Origin of the sequence: Nonomuraea sp. NPDC049141 (genome assembly GCF_040648415.1) — a bacterium.
Lineage (GTDB): Bacteria > Actinomycetota > Actinomycetes > Streptosporangiales > Streptosporangiaceae > Nonomuraea.
In genome coordinates this window covers 90,242-106,864 of sequence record NZ_JBEZDR010000025.1, presented here as the reverse complement: position 1 = coordinate 106,864, position 16,623 = coordinate 90,242, and the positions used below count along the sequence as shown (strand labels likewise).

At 69.9% G+C, this 16,623-nt stretch carries 18 protein-coding genes; 12 read left to right on the top strand and 6 right to left on the bottom strand.

Annotation, left to right across the window (positions count from 1 at the left end; all coding sequences use genetic code 11):
• Nucleotides 1–47 precede the first annotated feature (47 nt).
• A complete protein-coding gene (locus AB0B91_RS50870) occupies nucleotides 48–365 on the bottom strand; it encodes a helix-turn-helix transcriptional regulator (RefSeq protein ID WP_358337514.1) in 318 nt (105 codons plus the stop codon).
• A gap of 83 nt (nucleotides 366–448) precedes the next feature.
• Here AB0B91_RS50870 and AB0B91_RS50865 point away from each other — a divergent pair, with 83 nt between their 5' ends.
• Nucleotides 449–1,633, top strand: coding sequence for an MFS transporter (locus AB0B91_RS50865; protein WP_358337511.1), 1,185 nt, complete (start codon nucleotides 449–451; stop codon nucleotides 1,631–1,633).
• Here the strand turns inward: AB0B91_RS50865 and AB0B91_RS50860 are convergent.
• Both AB0B91_RS50860 and AB0B91_RS50855 read right to left on the bottom strand, forming a co-directional pair.
• Nucleotides 1,602–2,432, bottom strand: coding sequence for an undecaprenyl-diphosphate phosphatase (locus tag AB0B91_RS50860; protein ID WP_358337508.1), 831 nt, complete (start codon nucleotides 2,430–2,432; stop codon nucleotides 1,602–1,604). The genes AB0B91_RS50865 and AB0B91_RS50860 overlap by 32 nt on opposite strands.
• A gap of 41 nt (nucleotides 2,433–2,473) precedes the next feature.
• On the bottom strand, nucleotides 2,474–3,355 hold the full coding sequence (locus tag AB0B91_RS50855; protein WP_358337505.1) for a MurR/RpiR family transcriptional regulator: 882 nt from the start codon (nucleotides 3,353–3,355) through the stop codon (nucleotides 2,474–2,476).
• A 115-nt stretch (nucleotides 3,356–3,470) separates the two neighbouring features.
• On the opposite strand from AB0B91_RS50855, the gene AB0B91_RS50850 reads away from it, so the two are divergent.
• Genes AB0B91_RS50850 through AB0B91_RS50825 form a run of 6 tightly spaced genes read left to right on the top strand, consistent with a single transcriptional unit; the run spans nucleotide 3,471 to nucleotide 9,705 of the window.
• On the top strand, nucleotides 3,471–4,604 hold the full coding sequence (locus tag AB0B91_RS50850) for a C45 family peptidase (protein WP_358337502.1): 1,134 nt from the start codon (nucleotides 3,471–3,473) through the stop codon (nucleotides 4,602–4,604).
• A complete protein-coding gene (locus AB0B91_RS50845) occupies nucleotides 4,601–6,208 on the top strand; it encodes an ABC transporter substrate-binding protein (RefSeq protein WP_358337499.1) in 1,608 nt (535 codons plus the stop codon). The genes AB0B91_RS50850 and AB0B91_RS50845 overlap by 4 nt, the downstream gene beginning before the upstream one ends.
• A 2-nt stretch (nucleotides 6,209–6,210) precedes the next feature.
• Nucleotides 6,211–7,125: an ABC transporter permease gene (locus AB0B91_RS50840; RefSeq protein WP_358337496.1), complete on the top strand. Its 915-nt coding sequence runs from the start codon at nucleotides 6,211–6,213 to the stop codon at nucleotides 7,123–7,125.
• On the top strand, nucleotides 7,122–7,961 hold the full coding sequence (locus tag AB0B91_RS50835; RefSeq protein WP_358337494.1) for an ABC transporter permease: 840 nt from the start codon (nucleotides 7,122–7,124) through the stop codon (nucleotides 7,959–7,961). Before AB0B91_RS50840 ends, AB0B91_RS50835 begins: the two co-directional genes overlap by 4 nt.
• Complete coding sequence (locus AB0B91_RS50830) at nucleotides 7,961–8,902, top strand: ABC transporter ATP-binding protein (protein WP_358337491.1); 942 nt, start codon at nucleotides 7,961–7,963, stop codon at nucleotides 8,900–8,902. Before AB0B91_RS50835 ends, AB0B91_RS50830 begins: the two co-directional genes overlap by 1 nt.
• Entirely contained in the window at nucleotides 8,902–9,705 is an 804-nt protein-coding gene (locus tag AB0B91_RS50825) for an ATP-binding cassette domain-containing protein (RefSeq protein WP_358337488.1), read from the top strand. The genes AB0B91_RS50830 and AB0B91_RS50825 overlap by 1 nt, the downstream gene beginning before the upstream one ends.
• Before the next feature lie 12 nt (nucleotides 9,706–9,717).
• On the opposite strand, the gene AB0B91_RS50820 is transcribed toward AB0B91_RS50825, so the two are convergent.
• Nucleotides 9,718–10,530: an NmrA family NAD(P)-binding protein gene (locus AB0B91_RS50820; RefSeq protein ID WP_358337485.1), complete on the bottom strand. Its 813-nt coding sequence runs from the start codon at nucleotides 10,528–10,530 to the stop codon at nucleotides 9,718–9,720.
• Between the two features lie 74 nt (nucleotides 10,531–10,604).
• Between AB0B91_RS50820 and AB0B91_RS50815 the strand changes: the two genes are divergently transcribed.
• The 4 genes from AB0B91_RS50815 to lipB are packed head-to-tail and all read left to right on the top strand — an operon-like array spanning nucleotide 10,605 to nucleotide 12,920.
• Nucleotides 10,605–11,519 carry an AraC family transcriptional regulator gene (locus AB0B91_RS50815; protein WP_358337482.1) on the top strand — a complete coding sequence of 305 codons (915 nt, stop codon included), beginning with the start codon at nucleotides 10,605–10,607 and terminating at the stop codon, nucleotides 11,517–11,519.
• A complete protein-coding gene (locus AB0B91_RS50810) occupies nucleotides 11,516–12,022 on the top strand; it encodes an HAD domain-containing protein (RefSeq protein WP_358337479.1) in 507 nt (168 codons plus the stop codon). Before AB0B91_RS50815 ends, AB0B91_RS50810 begins: the two co-directional genes overlap by 4 nt.
• 60 nt (nucleotides 12,023–12,082) lie before the next feature.
• A complete protein-coding gene (locus tag AB0B91_RS50805; RefSeq protein ID WP_358041665.1) occupies nucleotides 12,083–12,265 on the top strand; it encodes a PspC domain-containing protein in 183 nt (60 codons plus the stop codon).
• 19 nt (nucleotides 12,266–12,284) lie between these two features.
• Nucleotides 12,285–12,920, top strand: a complete 636-nt coding sequence (gene lipB, locus AB0B91_RS50800) for a lipoyl(octanoyl) transferase LipB (protein ID WP_358337476.1) — start codon at nucleotides 12,285–12,287, stop codon at nucleotides 12,918–12,920.
• Here the strand turns inward: lipB and AB0B91_RS50795 are convergent.
• Together AB0B91_RS50795 and AB0B91_RS50790 are read right to left on the bottom strand one after the other, a co-directional pair.
• Complete coding sequence (locus AB0B91_RS50795) at nucleotides 12,917–14,446, bottom strand: amino acid permease (RefSeq protein ID WP_358337473.1); 1,530 nt, start codon at nucleotides 14,444–14,446, stop codon at nucleotides 12,917–12,919. The genes lipB and AB0B91_RS50795 overlap by 4 nt on opposite strands.
• A 122-nt stretch (nucleotides 14,447–14,568) precedes the next feature.
• Complete coding sequence (locus tag AB0B91_RS50790) at nucleotides 14,569–14,910, bottom strand: DUF2809 domain-containing protein (protein ID WP_358337470.1); 342 nt, start codon at nucleotides 14,908–14,910, stop codon at nucleotides 14,569–14,571.
• Nucleotides 14,911–14,938: 28 nt separating this feature from the next.
• On the opposite strand from AB0B91_RS50790, the gene AB0B91_RS50785 reads away from it, so the two are divergent.
• Nucleotides 14,939–16,567 (top strand): ABC-F family ATP-binding cassette domain-containing protein, encoded by a 1,629-nt coding sequence (locus tag AB0B91_RS50785; protein WP_358337468.1) that lies wholly within the window; start codon nucleotides 14,939–14,941, stop codon nucleotides 16,565–16,567.
• Nucleotides 16,568–16,623 lie beyond the last annotated feature (56 nt).

The following is a 16,623-nucleotide window of genomic DNA, read 5'->3' as shown; positions in this document are numbered from 1 at the left end:
GTCCGTCAGCCGGGGAAACCGGCCGTCCGTCAGACGTGGGCCGTCGCTCAGACCGGGACATGGGCCGCCGACAGGATCGAGTCGAGCAGGCCGGGGAAGCGGGCGTCGAGGTCGGTGCGCCGCAGGCTGATGTACTTCAGCCGCCCCTCCTGCTTCGACATGATCACCCCGGCCTCGCGCAGCGCCCGGTAATGGTGCGAGGCGGTCGACTTGTGGACGCCGAGGTCGTCCCCCGCGGTGGTGCACGTCATCTCGCCGCGCAGGGCGAGACGGATGACGATCTCCATGCGTACGGGATCGGACAGCGCGCGCAACACCTCGGTGAGCTGGATGTCCTCGGTGGCCGGATGTGGGAGCAGGCGCATGGTCCGACCTTACCTCCGTCTTATTGTTTGACAACAATCCAACTATGCGTCAGTTTGATGGGCATCCAACTAAAGGAGACCCAGTGAGCAGTCGGCTCTACCCCCTAGCGCTCGGGAACTTCGCCGTCGGCACCGGCATGTTCGTCACCGCCGGGCTGCTGGCGCCCATCTCCCGTGACCTGAACATCTCGCCGTCGGCGGCCGGTCAGTTGATGACCGTGTTCGCGCTGGCCTACGCGTTGCTGTCGCCGCCGCTCGCCGCCCTGACCGCCCGGCTGTCGCGCCGGCGGGTGCTGCTGATCGCGCTGGGCGTGTTCGTGCTGGGCAACACGTTGACCGCGCTGGCGCCCACGTACCCGCTGGTGATGGCCACCCGAGTGATCGCCGCGGCCGGTGCGGCGATGTTCACGCCGACCGCCTCCGGCGTCGCCACCGCGCTGACCTCGCCGGAACGCCGTGGCCGCGCGCTCGCGCTGGTCATGGGCGGCCTGACCGTCTCGTCGGCGATCGGCGTGCCGCTGGGCACCTGGCTCGGCGCCGCGTCGAGCTGGCGGGCCACGATCTGGCTGGTGGTCGGGCTCGGTGTGGTCGGGTTCGCCGGGGTGGCCGCCGTGGTGCCCGACGTCATGATCGAGACGACGCGACGGCTGGCCGATCGGTTCGCCCCGCTGGCCGACCGGCGCGTGGTGGCGGTGCTGACGACGCAGCTGCTGATGTTCGCCGCCGCGTTCGCCGCCTACACCTACATCGGCTCGCTGTTCGACCTGCCGCTGCCCGCCGTGCTGTGGGCATGGGGGATCGGCGGGATCGTGGGCAACCAGCTCGGCGGGCGGTTCACCGACGCGTACGGGCCGCGGCGGATGGTGCTGATCGGCATCGCCGCCTCGACGGTGTTCATGGCGCTCATCCCGGTCGCGAACCTCGCCCTGCCCGTCGCCCTGGCGTGGGCGTTCTGCTGGGGCGCGCTCGGCTGGCTGGTCGGGCCGGCGCAGCAGTACAGGACCGTCGCGGCCGTGCCGCACAACGTGCCGATCGGTCTCGGGCTGCTGTCGTCGGCGCAGTACGTCGGGCTGTTCGTGGCGGGCATCGCCGGTGGCCTGGCACTCGACGGGTACGGCCGGACAGGCGTGGTCGTGCTGGCCACCGGTCTCGGGCTGCTGGCGCTGCTGTTCACGCTGGTCACCTACCGGCCGGAGCCGGCCGACTCGTCGAGCTCGCCGAGCGAGAGCGCGCCCGTCAGCCCTGAGCGGGAATCCAGCCGATCGTGACCGCGAGGATGACGAACAGGCCCAGCAGGATGCGGTAGACGACGAAGGCGGTGAAGCGGTGGCTGCCGATGTACTTCAGGAACCAGGCCACCGCGGCGTAGCCGACGAAGAACGAGATGATCGTCGCCAGGATGGTCGGGCCCCAAGCGGGAGCCGTGGTCCCGCCGATCTGGGCGACCTCCAGCAGGCCCGACGACAGGACCGCGGGGATGGCCAGCAGGAAGGAGTATTTGGCGGCGTCCTCGCGCCGGTAGTCGAGCAGCAGACCCGCGGTGATCGTGCCGCCGGAGCGGGAGACGCCGGGGATCAGCGCCAGCGCCTGCGCGAAGCCGTACACGATGGCGTGCGTGAAGCTCAGGTGCTTCTCCAGCGTGAGCTTGTTGCGGGCGGTGTGGTCGGCGAACCAGAGGATGATGGCGAAGACGATCAGCGTGGTGCCCACCAGGCGCAGGTCGCGGAAGACCGTCTCGATCTGGTCCTTGAACACGATGCCCAGGACGCCGATGGGCAGCGAGCCGACGATCACGTACCAGCCCATGCGGGCCGCGTAGTGGCTGCGCAGGTCCGGTGTCCACAGGGCGCGGGTCCAGGTGGAGATGATCTCCCAGATCTCTTTCCTGAAGTAGATCAGCACGGCGGTCTCGGTGCCGAGCTGGATCACCGCCGTGAACGCGGCGCCGGGATCCGGCCAGCCGAAGAACGCGGAGACCACCCGGATATGGGCGCTGGAAGAGATCGGCAGGAACTCCGTGAGGCCCTGTATGAGCCCCAGCACCACTGCCTCGAGCCAGCCGATCACGACTTCACCCTTCCTGCGCCCGCGTAAGTGACCAGGCGAGGCTAGCGGATCCGCGGGCCGAGCAGTTGCTCGCGGAGGGCGGTCAGCTGGTGGGAGTGCTCGACGGAGCGGGTCTCGTCGACCGAGTCGAGCGCCAGCAGCAGCGCGTCGGCCACGATGATGCCGGTCAGCGGCTCGGCGCTGATGCCGGTGGGGGTGTGGGGGGCGGCCAGCACGGCGTCGACGCGGTCGGCGAAAGTGCCGCCCAGTTCGTCCGAGATGAGGATCACGCCGGCGCCCACCGCGTGCGCCCGGTCGATCAGGACCGTGAGCTCCCTGAGCTTGCGGCCGGGCTGGAAGATGACGACGGCCTCGCCGTGCCCGAGCGAGAGCAGGTCGTCGGCCAGCGCGAAGCCGGTGGCCGAGACCGCGCGGGCGCGGTGGCCGCGGCGGCCCAGCTTGAGCGCGAAGTAGCGCGCCGCCGGCTCGGAGGCGCCCACGCCGTAGACGAGCACCGAGCTCGCGTGGGCCATCACCTCGATCGCGCGCTGGAACGCCTCGGCGTCATAGAGCCGATGACAGTGGTCGACGCGCTCGCGGGCTTCGTCGAAGACCCTGGTCCAGATCGCCGACAGGTCGTGGCCGACGTGGCTGATGCGTTGCCGCAGACGTACGTCGGGCGCGACCGCCGAGGTGAACTCGCCGGCCAGTGCCCGCTTGAGCCCCGGCAGCCCGCCGAACCCGAGCCGCTGCATGGTGCGGATCACGGTGGCGTTGCTCGTGCCGGAGGCCGTGCCCAGCTCCTGCGCGCTGGAGAAGAGGATCTGCTCGGGCGCGGCGGAGATCAGAAACTGGCACACGGCTCGCTCGGCCGGCGACAGCTCGTCCCAGAGCTGCTTGACCACGCTCCTGAGCTGCTCGATCGGGCTGTGTGAATTTTCCATTACGACTCTTGACTCCCGTGTAGCGCTCATTACTCTTGCTTGGAAACGACCGCTACAGAATCGTTGCCTCGCTGAAATGAACGTTACAGGCAATCGGCCGGTCCAAGGAGAACCATTGAGCCTCACTTCCCTGCCCGTCGTCGAGATCGCCGGCGGTCCGCGAGAACGCGGCCGCCAGTACGGCGAGCAGGCCCGCGACCGGATCCACCGGGCGATGGCCTACTACACCGAGGCGTTCGGCCACTCCAGCGGCCTGACCTGGCCGCAGGTGACGCAGCGCGCGGCGCGCTGGGTGGAGCCGAGCAAGGCGTTCGCCCCCGACCTGGTCGAGGAGATGGAGGGCGTCGCCGAGGGCGCCGGCCTGGACTTCCTCGACATCGTCGCGCTGAACGCCCGCGGGGAGATCATCTACGACATCACGTTCAACTCCATGGAGCCCGACGGGTGCACCTCCTTCGCCCTGCTGGAGCAGGCGTCCGGCGACGGCCACGTCTACGCGGGGCAAAACTGGGACTGGCGCGACGGCGTGTCCGACACGCTCATGGTGCTCAGGGTGGTCCAGCCGGGGAAACCCACGGTGATCATGCATGTCGAGGCGGGTCAGGTCGGGCGGCAGGGGGCCAACTCGGCGGGCATCGCGCTCAACGCCAACGGGCTCGGCGGGCGCTTCGACGACGCGATCGGCGTGCCGCAGACGCTGATCAGGCGCCGGGTGCTCGACAGCGCCGACCTCAACGCGGCGCTGGAGGCGCTGACCAAGTCGCGGGCCCACATCGCCAGCAACGCGCTGATCACCCATCGCGACGGCTTCGCGATCGACCTGGAGACCACGCCGGGACCGGTCGGCTGGATGTATCCCACCGACGGGCTGCTCGTGCACGGCAACCACTACCAGGCGTTCATGCCGCCCCAGCTCGCCGCCACCTACCGCCCCGGCTCGGCCGACTCGCTGTTCCGGGTGCCGCGCGCGGAGGGCGGCCTGCGGGCCGTACGGCACGCGTCCGGCAGTGCCGAGGCGCGCAAGCTGATCAGGCACGCCATGTCCGACCACCTCGGCTACCCCGAGTCGCTCTGCACCCACCCAGACGAGACCCAGCCCCCCGTGAAGCGGTGGGCCACCCTGCTGTCGAGCTGCGTCGACCTCACCACGGGCGACTATCTGATCGCGGCCGGCACGCCCTGCGACCACGAGTACGAGCGCGTGCCCTGGAACCTCTATGACGGACCGCACGGAGAAGAGACGTTGTGAAGAAGACACTCGCCCTGGTCGGGCTGATCGGGCTCACCGCCGCGTGCGGCGGCCCGGCCGCCACCACCAAGGCGCCCGACCCGGCCAAGCTCACCCTGGTCAACCAGACGGCCAAGGCGACGGGCGCCCTCGACTCGGCCACCTGGCTGCTCGACGAGGAGCCAGGCACGCTGGACATGGACATCGACGGCAACACCAACAACCGCACGGTCATGGCCAACGTCTGCGAGCGGCTCATGCAGACGCAGCCCGACATGACGGTCAAGCCGTGGCTGGCCGAGAAGGTCGAGCAGCCCGACCCGAAGACCATGGTGCTGACCCTGCGCAAGGACGCCACCTTCCACGACGGCACGCCGGTCACCGCCGACGACGTCGTGTGGAGCCTGAAGCGGCACGCGGGCGAGGGCATGGACGAGTCCGACGAGTTCGAGGACGTCGACTCGATCACCAAGTCCGGCGAGGGCAAGGTCACGATCACGTTCAAGAAGCCCAACGCGCTGTTCGTCCAGGCCATGGCGGGCGGCGGCGGCATCGTCCTGAACAAGAAGATCGTCGACAAGCTCGGCAAGGAGTACGGCACGCCGGGCCACGAGGACGCCTGCAGCGGGCCCTACCAGGTGAAGGACTGGAAGTCGGGCACCGAGCTGTCCATCGAGCGCTATGCCTCCTACTGGAACAAGGACGTCAAGCCGCTCACCAAGACGGTGACCTTCAAGTGGGCCGCCGACACCGCGCTGGTCAACAGCCTGACGACCGGCGCGGCCGACGGCGCGTACCTCTCCGAGACCGGCCCGGCGGTCGCGCTGCAGGGCAACCAGGCGGTCAACGTCGCCTACGGGCCCACCACACGCGTGTACGTGCTGCTGCCCACCGACCGCGGCGTGCTGAAGGACCCGAAGATCCGCCGGGCGCTGTCGCTGGCGGTGGACCGGGCGGGCATCGCCAAGTCCGGGTTCGCCGGGCTGGCCAGGCCGTGGAAGGTGCCGGTGGGCGCGGGCGCCTGGTCGTACGAGAAGCAGGCGTTCCAGACCGCCTATGACCAGCTCTCCGGCGCGCCCGAGACGCCGTCACTCGACGAGGCCAAGAAGCTCGTCCAGGAGGCCGGCACGCCCAAGGAGCCGATCGTGGTGGCCACCAACGGCGACGAGGCCCGTACGGTGATCGCCAACGCGGTGGTCGACGCGGCCAAGAAGATCGGGCTCAGCGCGCAGATCAAGACCGTGCCGCCGTCGGAGTTCGGCAGCTTCTACACCGACAAGTCGCTGCGCGCCCAGGTCGACCTGGTGCCCGACGACTGGTACATCACCAAGTCCGACCCGATCGGCTTCTACGACAACGGGCTGACGGGCTCGGCCAACAACTGGGTCGGCTTCAGCTCGCCCGAGTACGACGCGCTCGTCGCGAAGGCGCTGGCCGACACCGACGACGCCCAGCGCGCCAAGGACGTCATCGACCTGCAGCAGCGGTTCACCGCCGACATGGTGTGGATCTCGCTCGTCGAGGTGCCGTCCGCGGTCGTGCTCGGCGGCAAGGTGACCGGGCCGCCCGCCTCCCAGGTCTACATGGGCTACCCGTGGGCCGCCGATCTCGGGGCCAAGGGCTGACCATGGTCCGCAAGCTGGCGGGCCTGCTCGCGACGCTGCTGGTCACCTCGTTCGTCATCTTCGGGGCGTCGTACGCGGCGCCCGGTGACCCGGTGACGTTCCTGGCGGGCGGCAAGGAGAACCTGACGCCCGAGTATCTGGCGGCCGTCCGCGCTCAATACCACCTGGACGACCCGTTCCTCGTCCAGTTCGGGCGCTGGCTCGGCGACGCCGTGACGGGTGACCTGGGGCGGTCGACCCAGTACAACGACCAGGTGGGCGACCTGCTGGCGGCGCGGCTGCCGAGCACGCTCGGGCTGGTCGCCTACGCGGCCGTGCTGTTCGTGGTGTTCGGCATCGCGCTGGGCGTGCTGGCGGCGGTACGCGGCGGGCGGACCGACGCGGCGGTGGTGGCGGGCACGACGTTCGCCACCTCCGTGCCGCCGTTCGTGGTGGCCACCGTGCTGATCTCGCTGTTCGGCGTCCGGCTCGGCTGGTTCCCGGTCATGGGCGGCGGCTCGCTCTGGCACCTGACCCTGCCCGCCGTGACGCTGGCGCTCGGCGCGCTCGCGATCATCAGCCGGGTCACCAGGCAGGCCATGGTCGAGCAGCGCGAGCTCGACCACGTGACCGTCGCCCGCGCCTCCGGGCTGGCCGAGCGGCTGATCGTGGTCAGGCACGTGTTCCGCGGCGCGCTCGGCCCGATCGTGACCATGTGCGGGCTGGTGACGGCCGGCATGCTCGCCGGGACGGTGACCGTGGAGACCGCGTTCGGCCTCAGCGGCATCGGCTCGCTGCTGGTCAACGCGATCAACACGCACGACTTCCCCGTGACACAGGCGGTGCTGCTGCTCATGGTCACCGCCTACATCCTGGTGACCACGCTGGTGGAGCTGGTCCAGCCGCTGATCGACCCCCGAGCAAGGAGGCGGGCATGACTGCTGTCGCGACCCTGTCCCCGCGGCCGGCCCGGCCGCTCGGCTACCTGCTCGCCACCGCCTTCCTCGCCCTGGTCGTGGTCGCCGCGGTGTGCGCGCCGCTGGTCACGCCGTACGAGCCGGACGCGGTCGACTTCGCCGGCTCGCTCGCGCCGGTCTCGCCCGAGCACCTGCTCGGCGCCGACCAGTCGGGCCGCGACCTGTTCACCCGGATCCTGTACGGCGCCAGGACCTCGCTGGTCGGGCCGCTGGTGCTGCTGGCCATCGCCTCGGCCCTCGGCGTCGCCCTGGGCACGCTGGCGGCCTGGCACCGGGGCTGGGTCGACACCGTGGTGTCCAGGGTGACCGACGTGATGTACGCCTTCCCCGGACTGCTGTTCGTGGTGCTGATCGTGGCGGTCTTCGGCAACGGCATGACCACGGCGGTCATCGCCCTGGGCCTGGCCTACGCGCCGACGATCGCCAAGTACACCAGGAGCGTCGCGCTGGCCGAGTGCGGCAAGCCGTACATCGACGCCTATCGGGTGCAGGGCATGGGCGGCCTGGCCATCTGCGTGCGCCACCTGGTGCCGAACATGGCCCGCTCGATCGTCGGCTACCTCGTGGTGCTGTTCGGCGAGGGGCTGATGAGCCTGGCCACGCTGAGCTTCCTGGGGTTCGGCGCGCAGCCGCCGTCGTCCGACTGGGGCCTCATGGTCAAGGAGGGGCAGCCGGCGATCGTCCAGGGCGCCTTCCTGCCCGTGCTGGTGCCCGGTGCGGCCATCGCCCTGGTGGTCGTGTCGTTCAACGTGATCGGCGTACGGCTCGCCGACCGCATGGGCGTGAGGGGAACCTGATGCTGCTCTCCGTGGAGGACCTCACGATCGAGGCGGGCGGCCGGCGGCCGATCCTGCGCGACGTGTCGCTGAGCGTCGGCAAGGGCGAGGTCGTCGGCCTGGTCGGCGAGTCCGGCTCGGGCAAGTCCACGATCGCCCGCGCGGTGCTCCGCCTGCTGCCGCAGGGGGCGACGGTCTCGGGACGGGTGCTGGTCTCGGGTGCCGACGTGCTCTCGATGAGCCCCGCCGCGCTCAGGGACCTGCGTGCCTCGCAGGTGTCGATGATCTACCAGGATCCGCGCTCGTCGCTCAACCCGGTACGCCGGATCGGCGACTTCCTCACCGAACGCATGGTGCACACCCTGGGCCGGCCCAAGGCCGAGGCACGGGCGCGGGCCCTGGAGCTGCTGGCCGCCGTCGGCATGCGCGACCCCGAGCTGTGCGTACGGCAGTACCCTCACGAGCTGTCCGGCGGCATGCTCCAGCGCGTGGTCATCGCCGCCGCGCTGGCCGCCGATCCGGCGCTGCTCCTGGCCGACGAGGCGACCAGCGCGCTCGACGTCACCACCCAGGCCGAGACGCTCGCCCTGCTGCGCCGCGTCCAGGCCGAACGGGAGCTCGGCATGCTGTTCATCACGCACGACCTGCACCTGGCCGCCGCCTACTGTGACCGGGTGCACGTGCTGTACGCGGGGACGGCGGTGGAGTCCCGGCCGGCCAAGGAGCTGTTCGCGGACCCGCGGCATCCGTACACGGCCGGGCTGCTCGCCTGCACGCCCGAGCTCGGCGACCCGCGCCCGATCCGCCCCATTCCCGGCCGGCCGCCGTCGCTCGACGACGCGTTCACCGGTTGCCCGTTCGCGGCGCGCTGCCCGCACGCGAGCGCCGAGTGCGACACCTGGCAGCCGCGGCCCCTGACCGTCGCGGGCGGCTCGGCCGCCTGCCGCCTCGTGGAGGCCTGATGCCGGCCGTACCAGACCCGATGCCAGCCGTCCCAGACTCGATGCTGGCCGTACAGAAGCTCTGCAAGTCCTTCCAGAGCACCGTGGCCGCCGACGAGGTCTCCTTCGAGCTGCCGCCGGGCGGCTCGCTCGGCCTGGTCGGCGAGTCCGGCTCCGGCAAGACGACGATCGCCCGGATGCTGGTCGGCCTGGTCACCCCCGACTCCGGCACGATCACTGTGGCCGGCCGCGCCCGCGGCCCGAAGGAGCGCGGCAGGGCGGCCAGGCTGCGCAGGGCCCGCGAGATCCAGATGGTCTTCCAGGATCCCTATCTGTCGCTGGACCCCCGGCTGACCGCGACCGAATGCCTGCACACCTCGCTCCGCCTGCACGGCAAGCCGCCCGGCCGCGCCACCGAACTCCTCGACCAGGTGGGCCTGGGCAGCCGCGAGGCCGGCGCGCGCCCGCACCAGCTGAGCGGCGGCCAGCGGCAGCGCCTCGCGATCGCCAGGGCCCTCGCGGTCGAGCCGTCGGTCCTGGTGCTCGACGAGGCCGTGGCCGCGCTCGACGTCTCCATCCAGGCCCAGATCCTGGAGCTGCTGGCCCAGGTACGCCGCGACTCGGGCGTGGCCCTGCTGTTCGTCAGCCATGACCTGGCCGTCGTCCGGCATCTGTGCGACGAGACGCTGGTGCTGCACCGGGGGGTGGTCGTGGAGCGGGGCCCGGTCGAACGGGTGCTGTCCGAGCCCGAGCACCCCTACACGCGCCTGCTGCTGGCCTCCGTGCCCGGCCCGGGCTGGGACCCGGCCAAGGTGGTGCGCTGACGCACGGCCCAGCTAGCGCAGGGTCCAGGCCGGGGCGTTCGCGGCGGCGTAGTCGGAGAAGTCGCGGGCGGGCCGGCCGAGCGCCTGGCGTACGCCGTCGGCCAGGTGCGCGTTGCGGCCGTCGAGGACCTCGGCGAACAGCCCGTTCAGCCCCTCGATCTCGTCCTCGGGCACGCCCTGCTCCCGCGCCCCCGCCGCGAACTGATCGGCCGTCACCGGCACATAGCAGATATCCCGGCCCGTGGCCTTGGACAGCTCGGCGGCCACGTCCGCGAAGGTGAGCAGCCTCGGCCCGGTCAGCTCGTACAGCTTGCCGGTGTGCCCCTCCTGGGTCAGCGCCGCCACCACGACGTCCGCGATGTCGTCCACGTCCACGAACGGCTCGGGAACGTCCGCGATCGGCAGCGCGATCACTCCTTCGAGCACCGCGTCGAGCAGGTAGCCCTCGCTGAAGTTCTGCATGAACCAGCTGCACCGCACAATCGTCCAGTCGGCCCCTGACGTCTGGACGATCCGCTCGCTCGCCTCGGCCATCGGCTCGCCCCGGCCCGAGAGCAGGACCAGCCGCCCCACGCCGCTCGACACGGCGAGCTCGGTGAACGCCTCGACGGCTTCGACGGCCCCGGGAAAGGCGAGGTCCGGGTAGTAGGTCACGTACGCCGAGTCGACGCCGTCCAGCGCGGGCGCCCACGTCGACCGGTCGGTCCAGTCGAAGGGCGGTCTCGCGGAGCGCGAGCCGATCCGCCACGGATGGTCGAGTACGGTGAGCCGGTGAGCCACGCGGCGGCCGGTCTTGCCCGTGCCGCCCAGCACCAAAGTTGTCATGGCTCAAGTAAGCCGCCGAAGGCTGAGACTCTCCATGGTTGAGAAGCGCAATCCCATATGCGATCGTCTAACCCATGGACCAGCTTGCCGCTCTACTCGACGGTCCGCGGGCGAGGGGCGCCTTCATGCTCCGCTCCATCCTCGATCCGCCCTGGTCGTTGCGGATCCAGGACGAGGCGCCGCTCACGGTGGTGGTCATGGTGCGCGGGGAGGCGTGGGTGGTGCCCGACGACGGTGACCTCACCAGGCTGCGCCCCGGGGAGGTGGTGATCGTGCGCGGGCCCAAGCCGTACACGGTGGCCGACGACCCCGCCACGCCGCCGCAGGTCGTCATCCTCCCTGGCCAGCGCTGCGCCACGATCGACGGGGAGTCGCTGTACCAGGACCTGGACCTGGGCGTACGCACCTGGGGCAACGCCACGGACGGCGACACCGTGGTGATCACCTGCACCTACCACATGGAGGGGGAAGTGAGCAGGCGGCTGCTGGACGTGCTGCCCACGCTGCTGGTCCAGCAGGGAGACCCGCTCCTCCCGCTGCTGGCCACCGAGATCGTCAAGGACCAGCCGGGGCAGGGAGCGGTCCTCGACCGGCTGCTCGACCTGCTGCTCATCTCCGTGCTGCGGTCCTGGTTCGCCACCCACGAGGCGCCGGCCTGGTATCAGGCGCAGAGCGATCCGGTGGTCGGCCGGGCCATGCGGATGCTGCAGAACAACCCGGCCCACCCCTGGACGGTCGCCACGCTGGCCGCGCAGGTGGGCGTCTCGCGGGCCTCGCTGGCCAGGCGCTTCACCGAGCTGGTCGGCGAGCCGCCCATGGCGTTCCTGACCGGCTGGCGGCTGGCTCTGGCCGCCGACCTGCTGCGCGAGCCCGACATGACGATCGGCTCGGTGGCCAGGCAGGTCGGCTATGGCAGCCCGTTCGCGCTCAGCGCGGCCTTCAAGCGGGTGCGCGGCGTCAGCCCGCAGGAGCATCGGGCCGGCCGATGAGACCACTGCTGCTGCTCGACGTCGACGGTGTGCTCAACCCGTTCAGGCGGCCCACACCCGACTTCCGCCGCTACCAGTGCAATGTCGGCGAGGAGGTCTACACCGTGCACCTCAACCCCAGGCACGGCACCAGGCTGCTGGAGCTGGCCCTGGTCACCGGGGCCGAGCTGGTCTGGGCGACGACCTGGGAACAGCACGCCAACGAGTGGATCGGGCCCCGGATCGGCCTGCCCGAGCTGCCCGTCATACCCATGGGGCCGGACCGGGGCGGCTCGTACGGTGAGATGTTCAAGACGCCACATGTGGCCGCCTATGTCGATCGCAGGCCGTTCGTCTGGTTCGACGACCAGGTGTGGCTGGAGGACGAGGAATACCTCAGGGGCACTCAGGGTCTCGATGATTTCCTGCTCATTCATGTCGAGCCGAGAGAGGGCCTGACCAGCCGACATCTCGCCCAGGCGCATGAGTGGCTGACCCTCTCAGGGTTTTCTCGGGGTTCCTAGTGGGATATCTCCTGCCTGACCATCCGTTTCTCAGGTAGGTGCAACCAACGGAGGAACACGATGTACCGCTCACGAGAGCACAGAATCCTGGCCGGCGTCTGCGGCGGTCTCGCCGACAAGTTGGGCTGGTCTCCCACCCTCGTCCGGATCCTCTGGCTGCTGCTGTCGCTCATTCCCGGGCCGCTCTGGGTGGTCTACGTGATCATGTGGATCCTCATCCCCGAGGAGCCGAAGCGCTACTAGACGTCCTATCCTGGGACGCATGAGGGCAAGGCCGCTGACACTCGTTCAGGATGAGCTCGTCGATTACGACAAGGCGATGGAGCGCATGACCGACCTCGTCGGTGAGCGCCAACGGGACGAGCGGCCGGACACGCTCTGGCTGCTGAGTCACCCGCCGGTCTACACGATCGGCCGCCGCACGCCGGTGACTCACCTGCCCGACCCGTCGCGTGGCATCCCCGTGGTCGAGACCGGCCGCGGGGGCCAGCTCACCTACCACGGCCCCGGCCAGCTCGTCGGCTACCTCATCGTCAAGCTGGGCGAGGAGGAGGGCATCGTCGACTACGTGCGGGAGGTGGAGCTCCGGCTGGTCGAGGCGCTGGGCGCGCTGGGCCTGCCCGCGGAGCGCCGCGACACCCCGCCCGGGTCCGAGTTGCTGACGGGTGTCTGGACGTCCGAGACGGGGCGCAAGGTCGTGTCCATCGGCATGAGGCAGAGCCGTGGCGTCACCAGCCACGGCTTCGCGCTCAACGTCGACGGCGACCTGGAGCCGTGGCACTGGGCCGTCGCCTGCGGCATGCCCGACGTGGACATGACCTCCCTCAAGAGGGAGCTCGAGGCCACGTCGATGGACATCGTCCGCTCGGCCGTGGCCACGGCTTTCGAGGCGTCCTAAGGCATGGGCAGTTCGTCGACCGTCCTGCGTGGCCCGGTGAACCAGTGCTTGGCCGACAGCTTCCACCACAGGGCGATGCCGATCAGTACGACCCCGACCAGGACCGGCGCGTAGTTCACGTCCGTCCAGGTGAACTTCTCGTTGCCCGGGATCGCCGAGGGCTTGATCGGCATGATGAAGTAGATCGAGATGATCACGATCTCGATGCAGGCGATCCAGCACATGGCCCGATATTTCCGGCCAAGCGTCCACGGGCCGGGCCGGAAGCTGTCGCCCATGCGCAGCCGTAGCCAGATCGGGATGAGGAACGCCAGGTAGAGCCCGATGACCGCGATCGACACGACGGCGAGGAAGGCCACCGGAGTGGTCGAGCCCGGCGGCGCCCAGAGCGCGGGCAGCGTGATCAGCGCGGCCACCACGCAGCCGGCGATGATCGCGTTGACCGGAGTCCGGTTGACGTCGACCTTGGACCACAGCCGCCAGCCCGGGACAGCACCGTCTCGCGAGAACGCGTAGGTCATCCGCGACATCGAGGTCACGCAGCTCATCCCGCAGAAGAACTGGCCGATCGTGGAGATCGCGAAGATCGCGGTGGCCAGCGGGGAGGAGAGCGCGGTCTCGAAGATGGCGCCCACGAAGCCGCCCTGCTTGTTGATCTCGTCCACGTTCGTCGCGGCGAACAGGAACGCCAGCAGCAGGATCCAGCCGCCGATCGCCGAGTAGAAGATCGACTGCCAGAGTCCGCGGGCCGCCGCCGTGGAGGCGCCCTGCGTCTCCTCCGACACGTGCGCGCAGGCGTCGAAGCCGGTGATCGTGTACTGCGTGAGCAGGAAGCCCAGCGGCAGCACGTAGAACCAGAACGGTATGCCGCCTTCACCGGAGCCGAAGCCGGAGTTGTTGATGGTGTCGGTGAAGACGAAGCCGACCGTCTGGTGGCGGGTCGGGGCGAAGATCAGGATCGCCACCACGATCGCGGCACCCGCCACGTGCCACCAGACCGAGATGTTCTGCAGCAGCGAGATGAGCCGGTGGCTGTAGATGTTGATCAGCGCGTGGAGCACCAGAATGATCACGAACAGCAGGAACGCGTTCCCGAGCGAGGCCTCCCAGCCGCCGCCGGTGAGCCGGTTGATGGTGATGTTCAGGAACGTGGCGCAGCCGTAGTCGACCGACGCGGTGACCGCGATGAGGCCGATCAGGTTGAGCCAGCCGGTGAACCAGCCGTGGATCGGCTTGCCCATCGTGGCGGCCCACCAGTAGATGCCGCCCGCCGTCGGGTACGCGGAGACCAGCTCCGACATACAGAGACCGATGATCAGGATGAAGATGGAGATCAGCGGCCAGCCCCAGGAGATGGCGATGGGGCCGCCGTTGTTCCAGGCCTGGCCGAACGTGGTGAAGCAGCCGGCGAGGATCGAGATGATGGAGAAGGAGATGGCGAAGTTGGAGAAACCGCTCCAGGTCCTCGCCAGCTCCTGCTTGTAACCGAGCTCGGCGAGGCGCTTGGAATCCTCTTCTGTGGTCATTGAGGTCTCCCTGGGGGGTATGTGAAGGAGGGGACTCTCTGGGTATTTGGTCTAGGTCTAGACCATTTCCAGTCCACAGGCAAGGCGTTACAGCCGAGTTTCGACCTGGTAAGGACCGTTCTTTACCTAAATAGGCACCGCAGGTGCACCGCACCCGCGACCGCGGCCCCCACGGCGTACCAGAACAGGTCGGGCGGGTTGAAGGTGCTGCCCAGCAGCGGCCGGAGCAGCGGCGGGATCTCCCAGAGCTGGGCGAACTCGATCGCCCAGCTCAGCCCGGTCGCCCCCAGCGCCGCCCACACCGGCCGGACGCGCGGCAGGACGAGCACGATGAGCAGGTAGATCAGGACCGTGTAGAGCGCGTCGCCCGAATATTTGGCGAACGGGCCGTCCCACAGCAGCCGTACCCCCAGCCCGGCCATGACGGTGACGACGGCGGCGGCGAGTACGGACCAGCGAGGCATTTGGCTCACGTTAGTAGCATCGATCTACATGAGCGCGACGATGGTGGTGAAGGACCTCGCGGCGGGGCACGGCGAGCGGGTCCTGTTCTCGGGCCTCGACCTGGTGGTGGCCCCCGGCGACGTCATCGGGCTCGTGGGGGCCAACGGGGCGGGCAAGTCCACGCTGCTGCGCCTGCTGGCCGGGCTCGACCGGCCCGAGGAGGGTTCGATACGGCTCAGCCCCGCCACGGCCACGGTCGGCCATCTGCCGCAGGAGCCCGAGCGCCGCCCCGGCGAGACGGTCGCGCGGTTCCTGGCCAGGCGCACCGGCGTCGAGCGGGCGCAGCGTGAGCTCGACGACGCCACCCAGGGCCTGGTCGAGGAGCGGCCGGGTGCCGACGACGACTACAGCGTCGCGCTGGAGCGCTGGCTCGCGCTCGGCGGCGCCGATCTGGAGGAGCGGGCGGCGGAGATCGGGCTGCCGGTGGACCTGGAGCAGCCCATGACCTCGCTGTCCGGCGGCCAGGCGGCCCGCGCGGGGCTGGCCTCGCTGCTGCTCAGCCGCTATGACCTGTTCCTGCTCGACGAGCCGACCAACGACCTCGACCTCGACGGGCTGGACCGGCTGGAGGGCTTCGTCCACGGCCTGCGGGCCGGCACGGTGGTGGTCAGCCACGACCGCGAGTTCCTGGCCAGGACCGTCACCAAGGTGCTGGAGCTCGATCTGGCCCAGCAGCAGATCCGGCTGTACGGGGGCGGATACCAGGCGTACCTGGACGAGCGCGAGGTGGCTCGGCGGCACGCCCGGGAGCGGTTCGAGGAGTACGCCGACACCCGATCCCAGTTGGAGGCCCGGGCCAGGACACAGCGGGCCTGGATGGAGAAGGGCGTCAGGAACGCCCGGCGCAAGGCGCCTGACAACGACAAGATCGGCCGCAACACGCGCATCGAGACGACCGAGAAGCAGGCCGCCAAGGCCCGCCAGTCGGAGAAGCTCATTGAGCGCCTGGAGGTGGTCGAGGAGCCGCGCAAGGAGTGGGAGCTGCGGATGGAGATCGCCGCCGCGCCCCGCTCCGGCGCGGTGGTGGCCACACTGCGTGGCGCGGTGGTCAAAAGGGGCGCGTTCACGCTCGGGCCGGTCGATCTGGAGATCGGCTGGGCCGAACGGGTGGCGATCACCGGGTCCAACGGCGCGGGCAAGACGACGCTGCTGGCCGCGCTGCTCGGGCGCACCCCGCTCGACGACGGGCACGCCACGCTCGGGCCCGGCGTGGTGGTCGGCGAGGTGGACCAGGTCAGAGGGCTGTTCGAGGGCGGGGAGCCGCTGCTGGACGCCTTCGCCGCGCAGACGCCGGAGCTGCCGCCCGCCGAGGTGCGGACGCTGCTGGCGAAGTTCGGGCTGCGGGCCGCGCACGTGCTGCGGCCCGCCGACACGCTGTCGCCCGGCGAGCGTACCCGCGCGGCGCTGGCCTTGTTGCAGGCCAGAGGCGTTAACCTGCTGGTGCTGGACGAGCCGACGAACCATCTCGATCTCCCCGCGATCGAGCAACTGGAGTCGGCTCTGTCGAGCTATCCTGGCACGCTGTTGCTGGTCACCCACGATCGGCGGATGCTCGATGCCGTTCACGTCGATCGCCGCCTGAGCGTGAGCGACGGAACGGTCCTTGAGCTCGGCTGAAAATTTACACCGCTCAAGGAAACGAAGGTGAAACAATTTTCCGTCACTCGTTGACA

What these genes read in the sequence shown, in the direction of transcription:
- AB0B91_RS50840 (WP_358337496.1), top strand. Translation starts at nt 6,211, where the DNA reads ATGGTCCGCAAGCTGGCGGGCCTGCTCGCGACGCTGCTGGTCACCTCG.
- AB0B91_RS50855 (WP_358337505.1), bottom strand. Translation starts at nt 3,355, where the DNA reads ATGGAAAATTCACACAGCCCGATCGAGCAGCTCAGGAGCGTGGTCAAG.
- AB0B91_RS50790 (WP_358337470.1), bottom strand. Translation starts at nt 14,910, where the DNA reads ATGCCTCGCTGGTCCGTACTCGCCGCCGCCGTCGTCACCGTCATGGCC.
- lipB (WP_358337476.1), top strand. Translation starts at nt 12,285, where the DNA reads ATGAGGGCAAGGCCGCTGACACTCGTTCAGGATGAGCTCGTCGATTAC.
- AB0B91_RS50815 (WP_358337482.1), top strand. Translation starts at nt 10,605, where the DNA reads ATGGACCAGCTTGCCGCTCTACTCGACGGTCCGCGGGCGAGGGGCGCC.
- AB0B91_RS50870 (WP_358337514.1), bottom strand. Translation starts at nt 365, where the DNA reads ATGCGCCTGCTCCCACATCCGGCCACCGAGGACATCCAGCTCACCGAG.
- AB0B91_RS50805 (WP_358041665.1), top strand. Translation starts at nt 12,083, where the DNA reads ATGTACCGCTCACGAGAGCACAGAATCCTGGCCGGCGTCTGCGGCGGT.
- AB0B91_RS50810 (WP_358337479.1), top strand. Translation starts at nt 11,516, where the DNA reads ATGAGACCACTGCTGCTGCTCGACGTCGACGGTGTGCTCAACCCGTTC.
- AB0B91_RS50820 (WP_358337485.1), bottom strand. Translation starts at nt 10,530, where the DNA reads ATGACAACTTTGGTGCTGGGCGGCACGGGCAAGACCGGCCGCCGCGTG.
- AB0B91_RS50795 (WP_358337473.1), bottom strand. Translation starts at nt 14,446, where the DNA reads ATGACCACAGAAGAGGATTCCAAGCGCCTCGCCGAGCTCGGTTACAAG.
- AB0B91_RS50835 (WP_358337494.1), top strand. Translation starts at nt 7,122, where the DNA reads ATGACTGCTGTCGCGACCCTGTCCCCGCGGCCGGCCCGGCCGCTCGGC.
- AB0B91_RS50825 (WP_358337488.1), top strand. Translation starts at nt 8,902, where the DNA reads ATGCCGGCCGTACCAGACCCGATGCCAGCCGTCCCAGACTCGATGCTG.
- AB0B91_RS50830 (WP_358337491.1), top strand. Translation starts at nt 7,961, where the DNA reads ATGCTGCTCTCCGTGGAGGACCTCACGATCGAGGCGGGCGGCCGGCGG.
- AB0B91_RS50785 (WP_358337468.1), top strand. Translation starts at nt 14,939, where the DNA reads ATGAGCGCGACGATGGTGGTGAAGGACCTCGCGGCGGGGCACGGCGAG.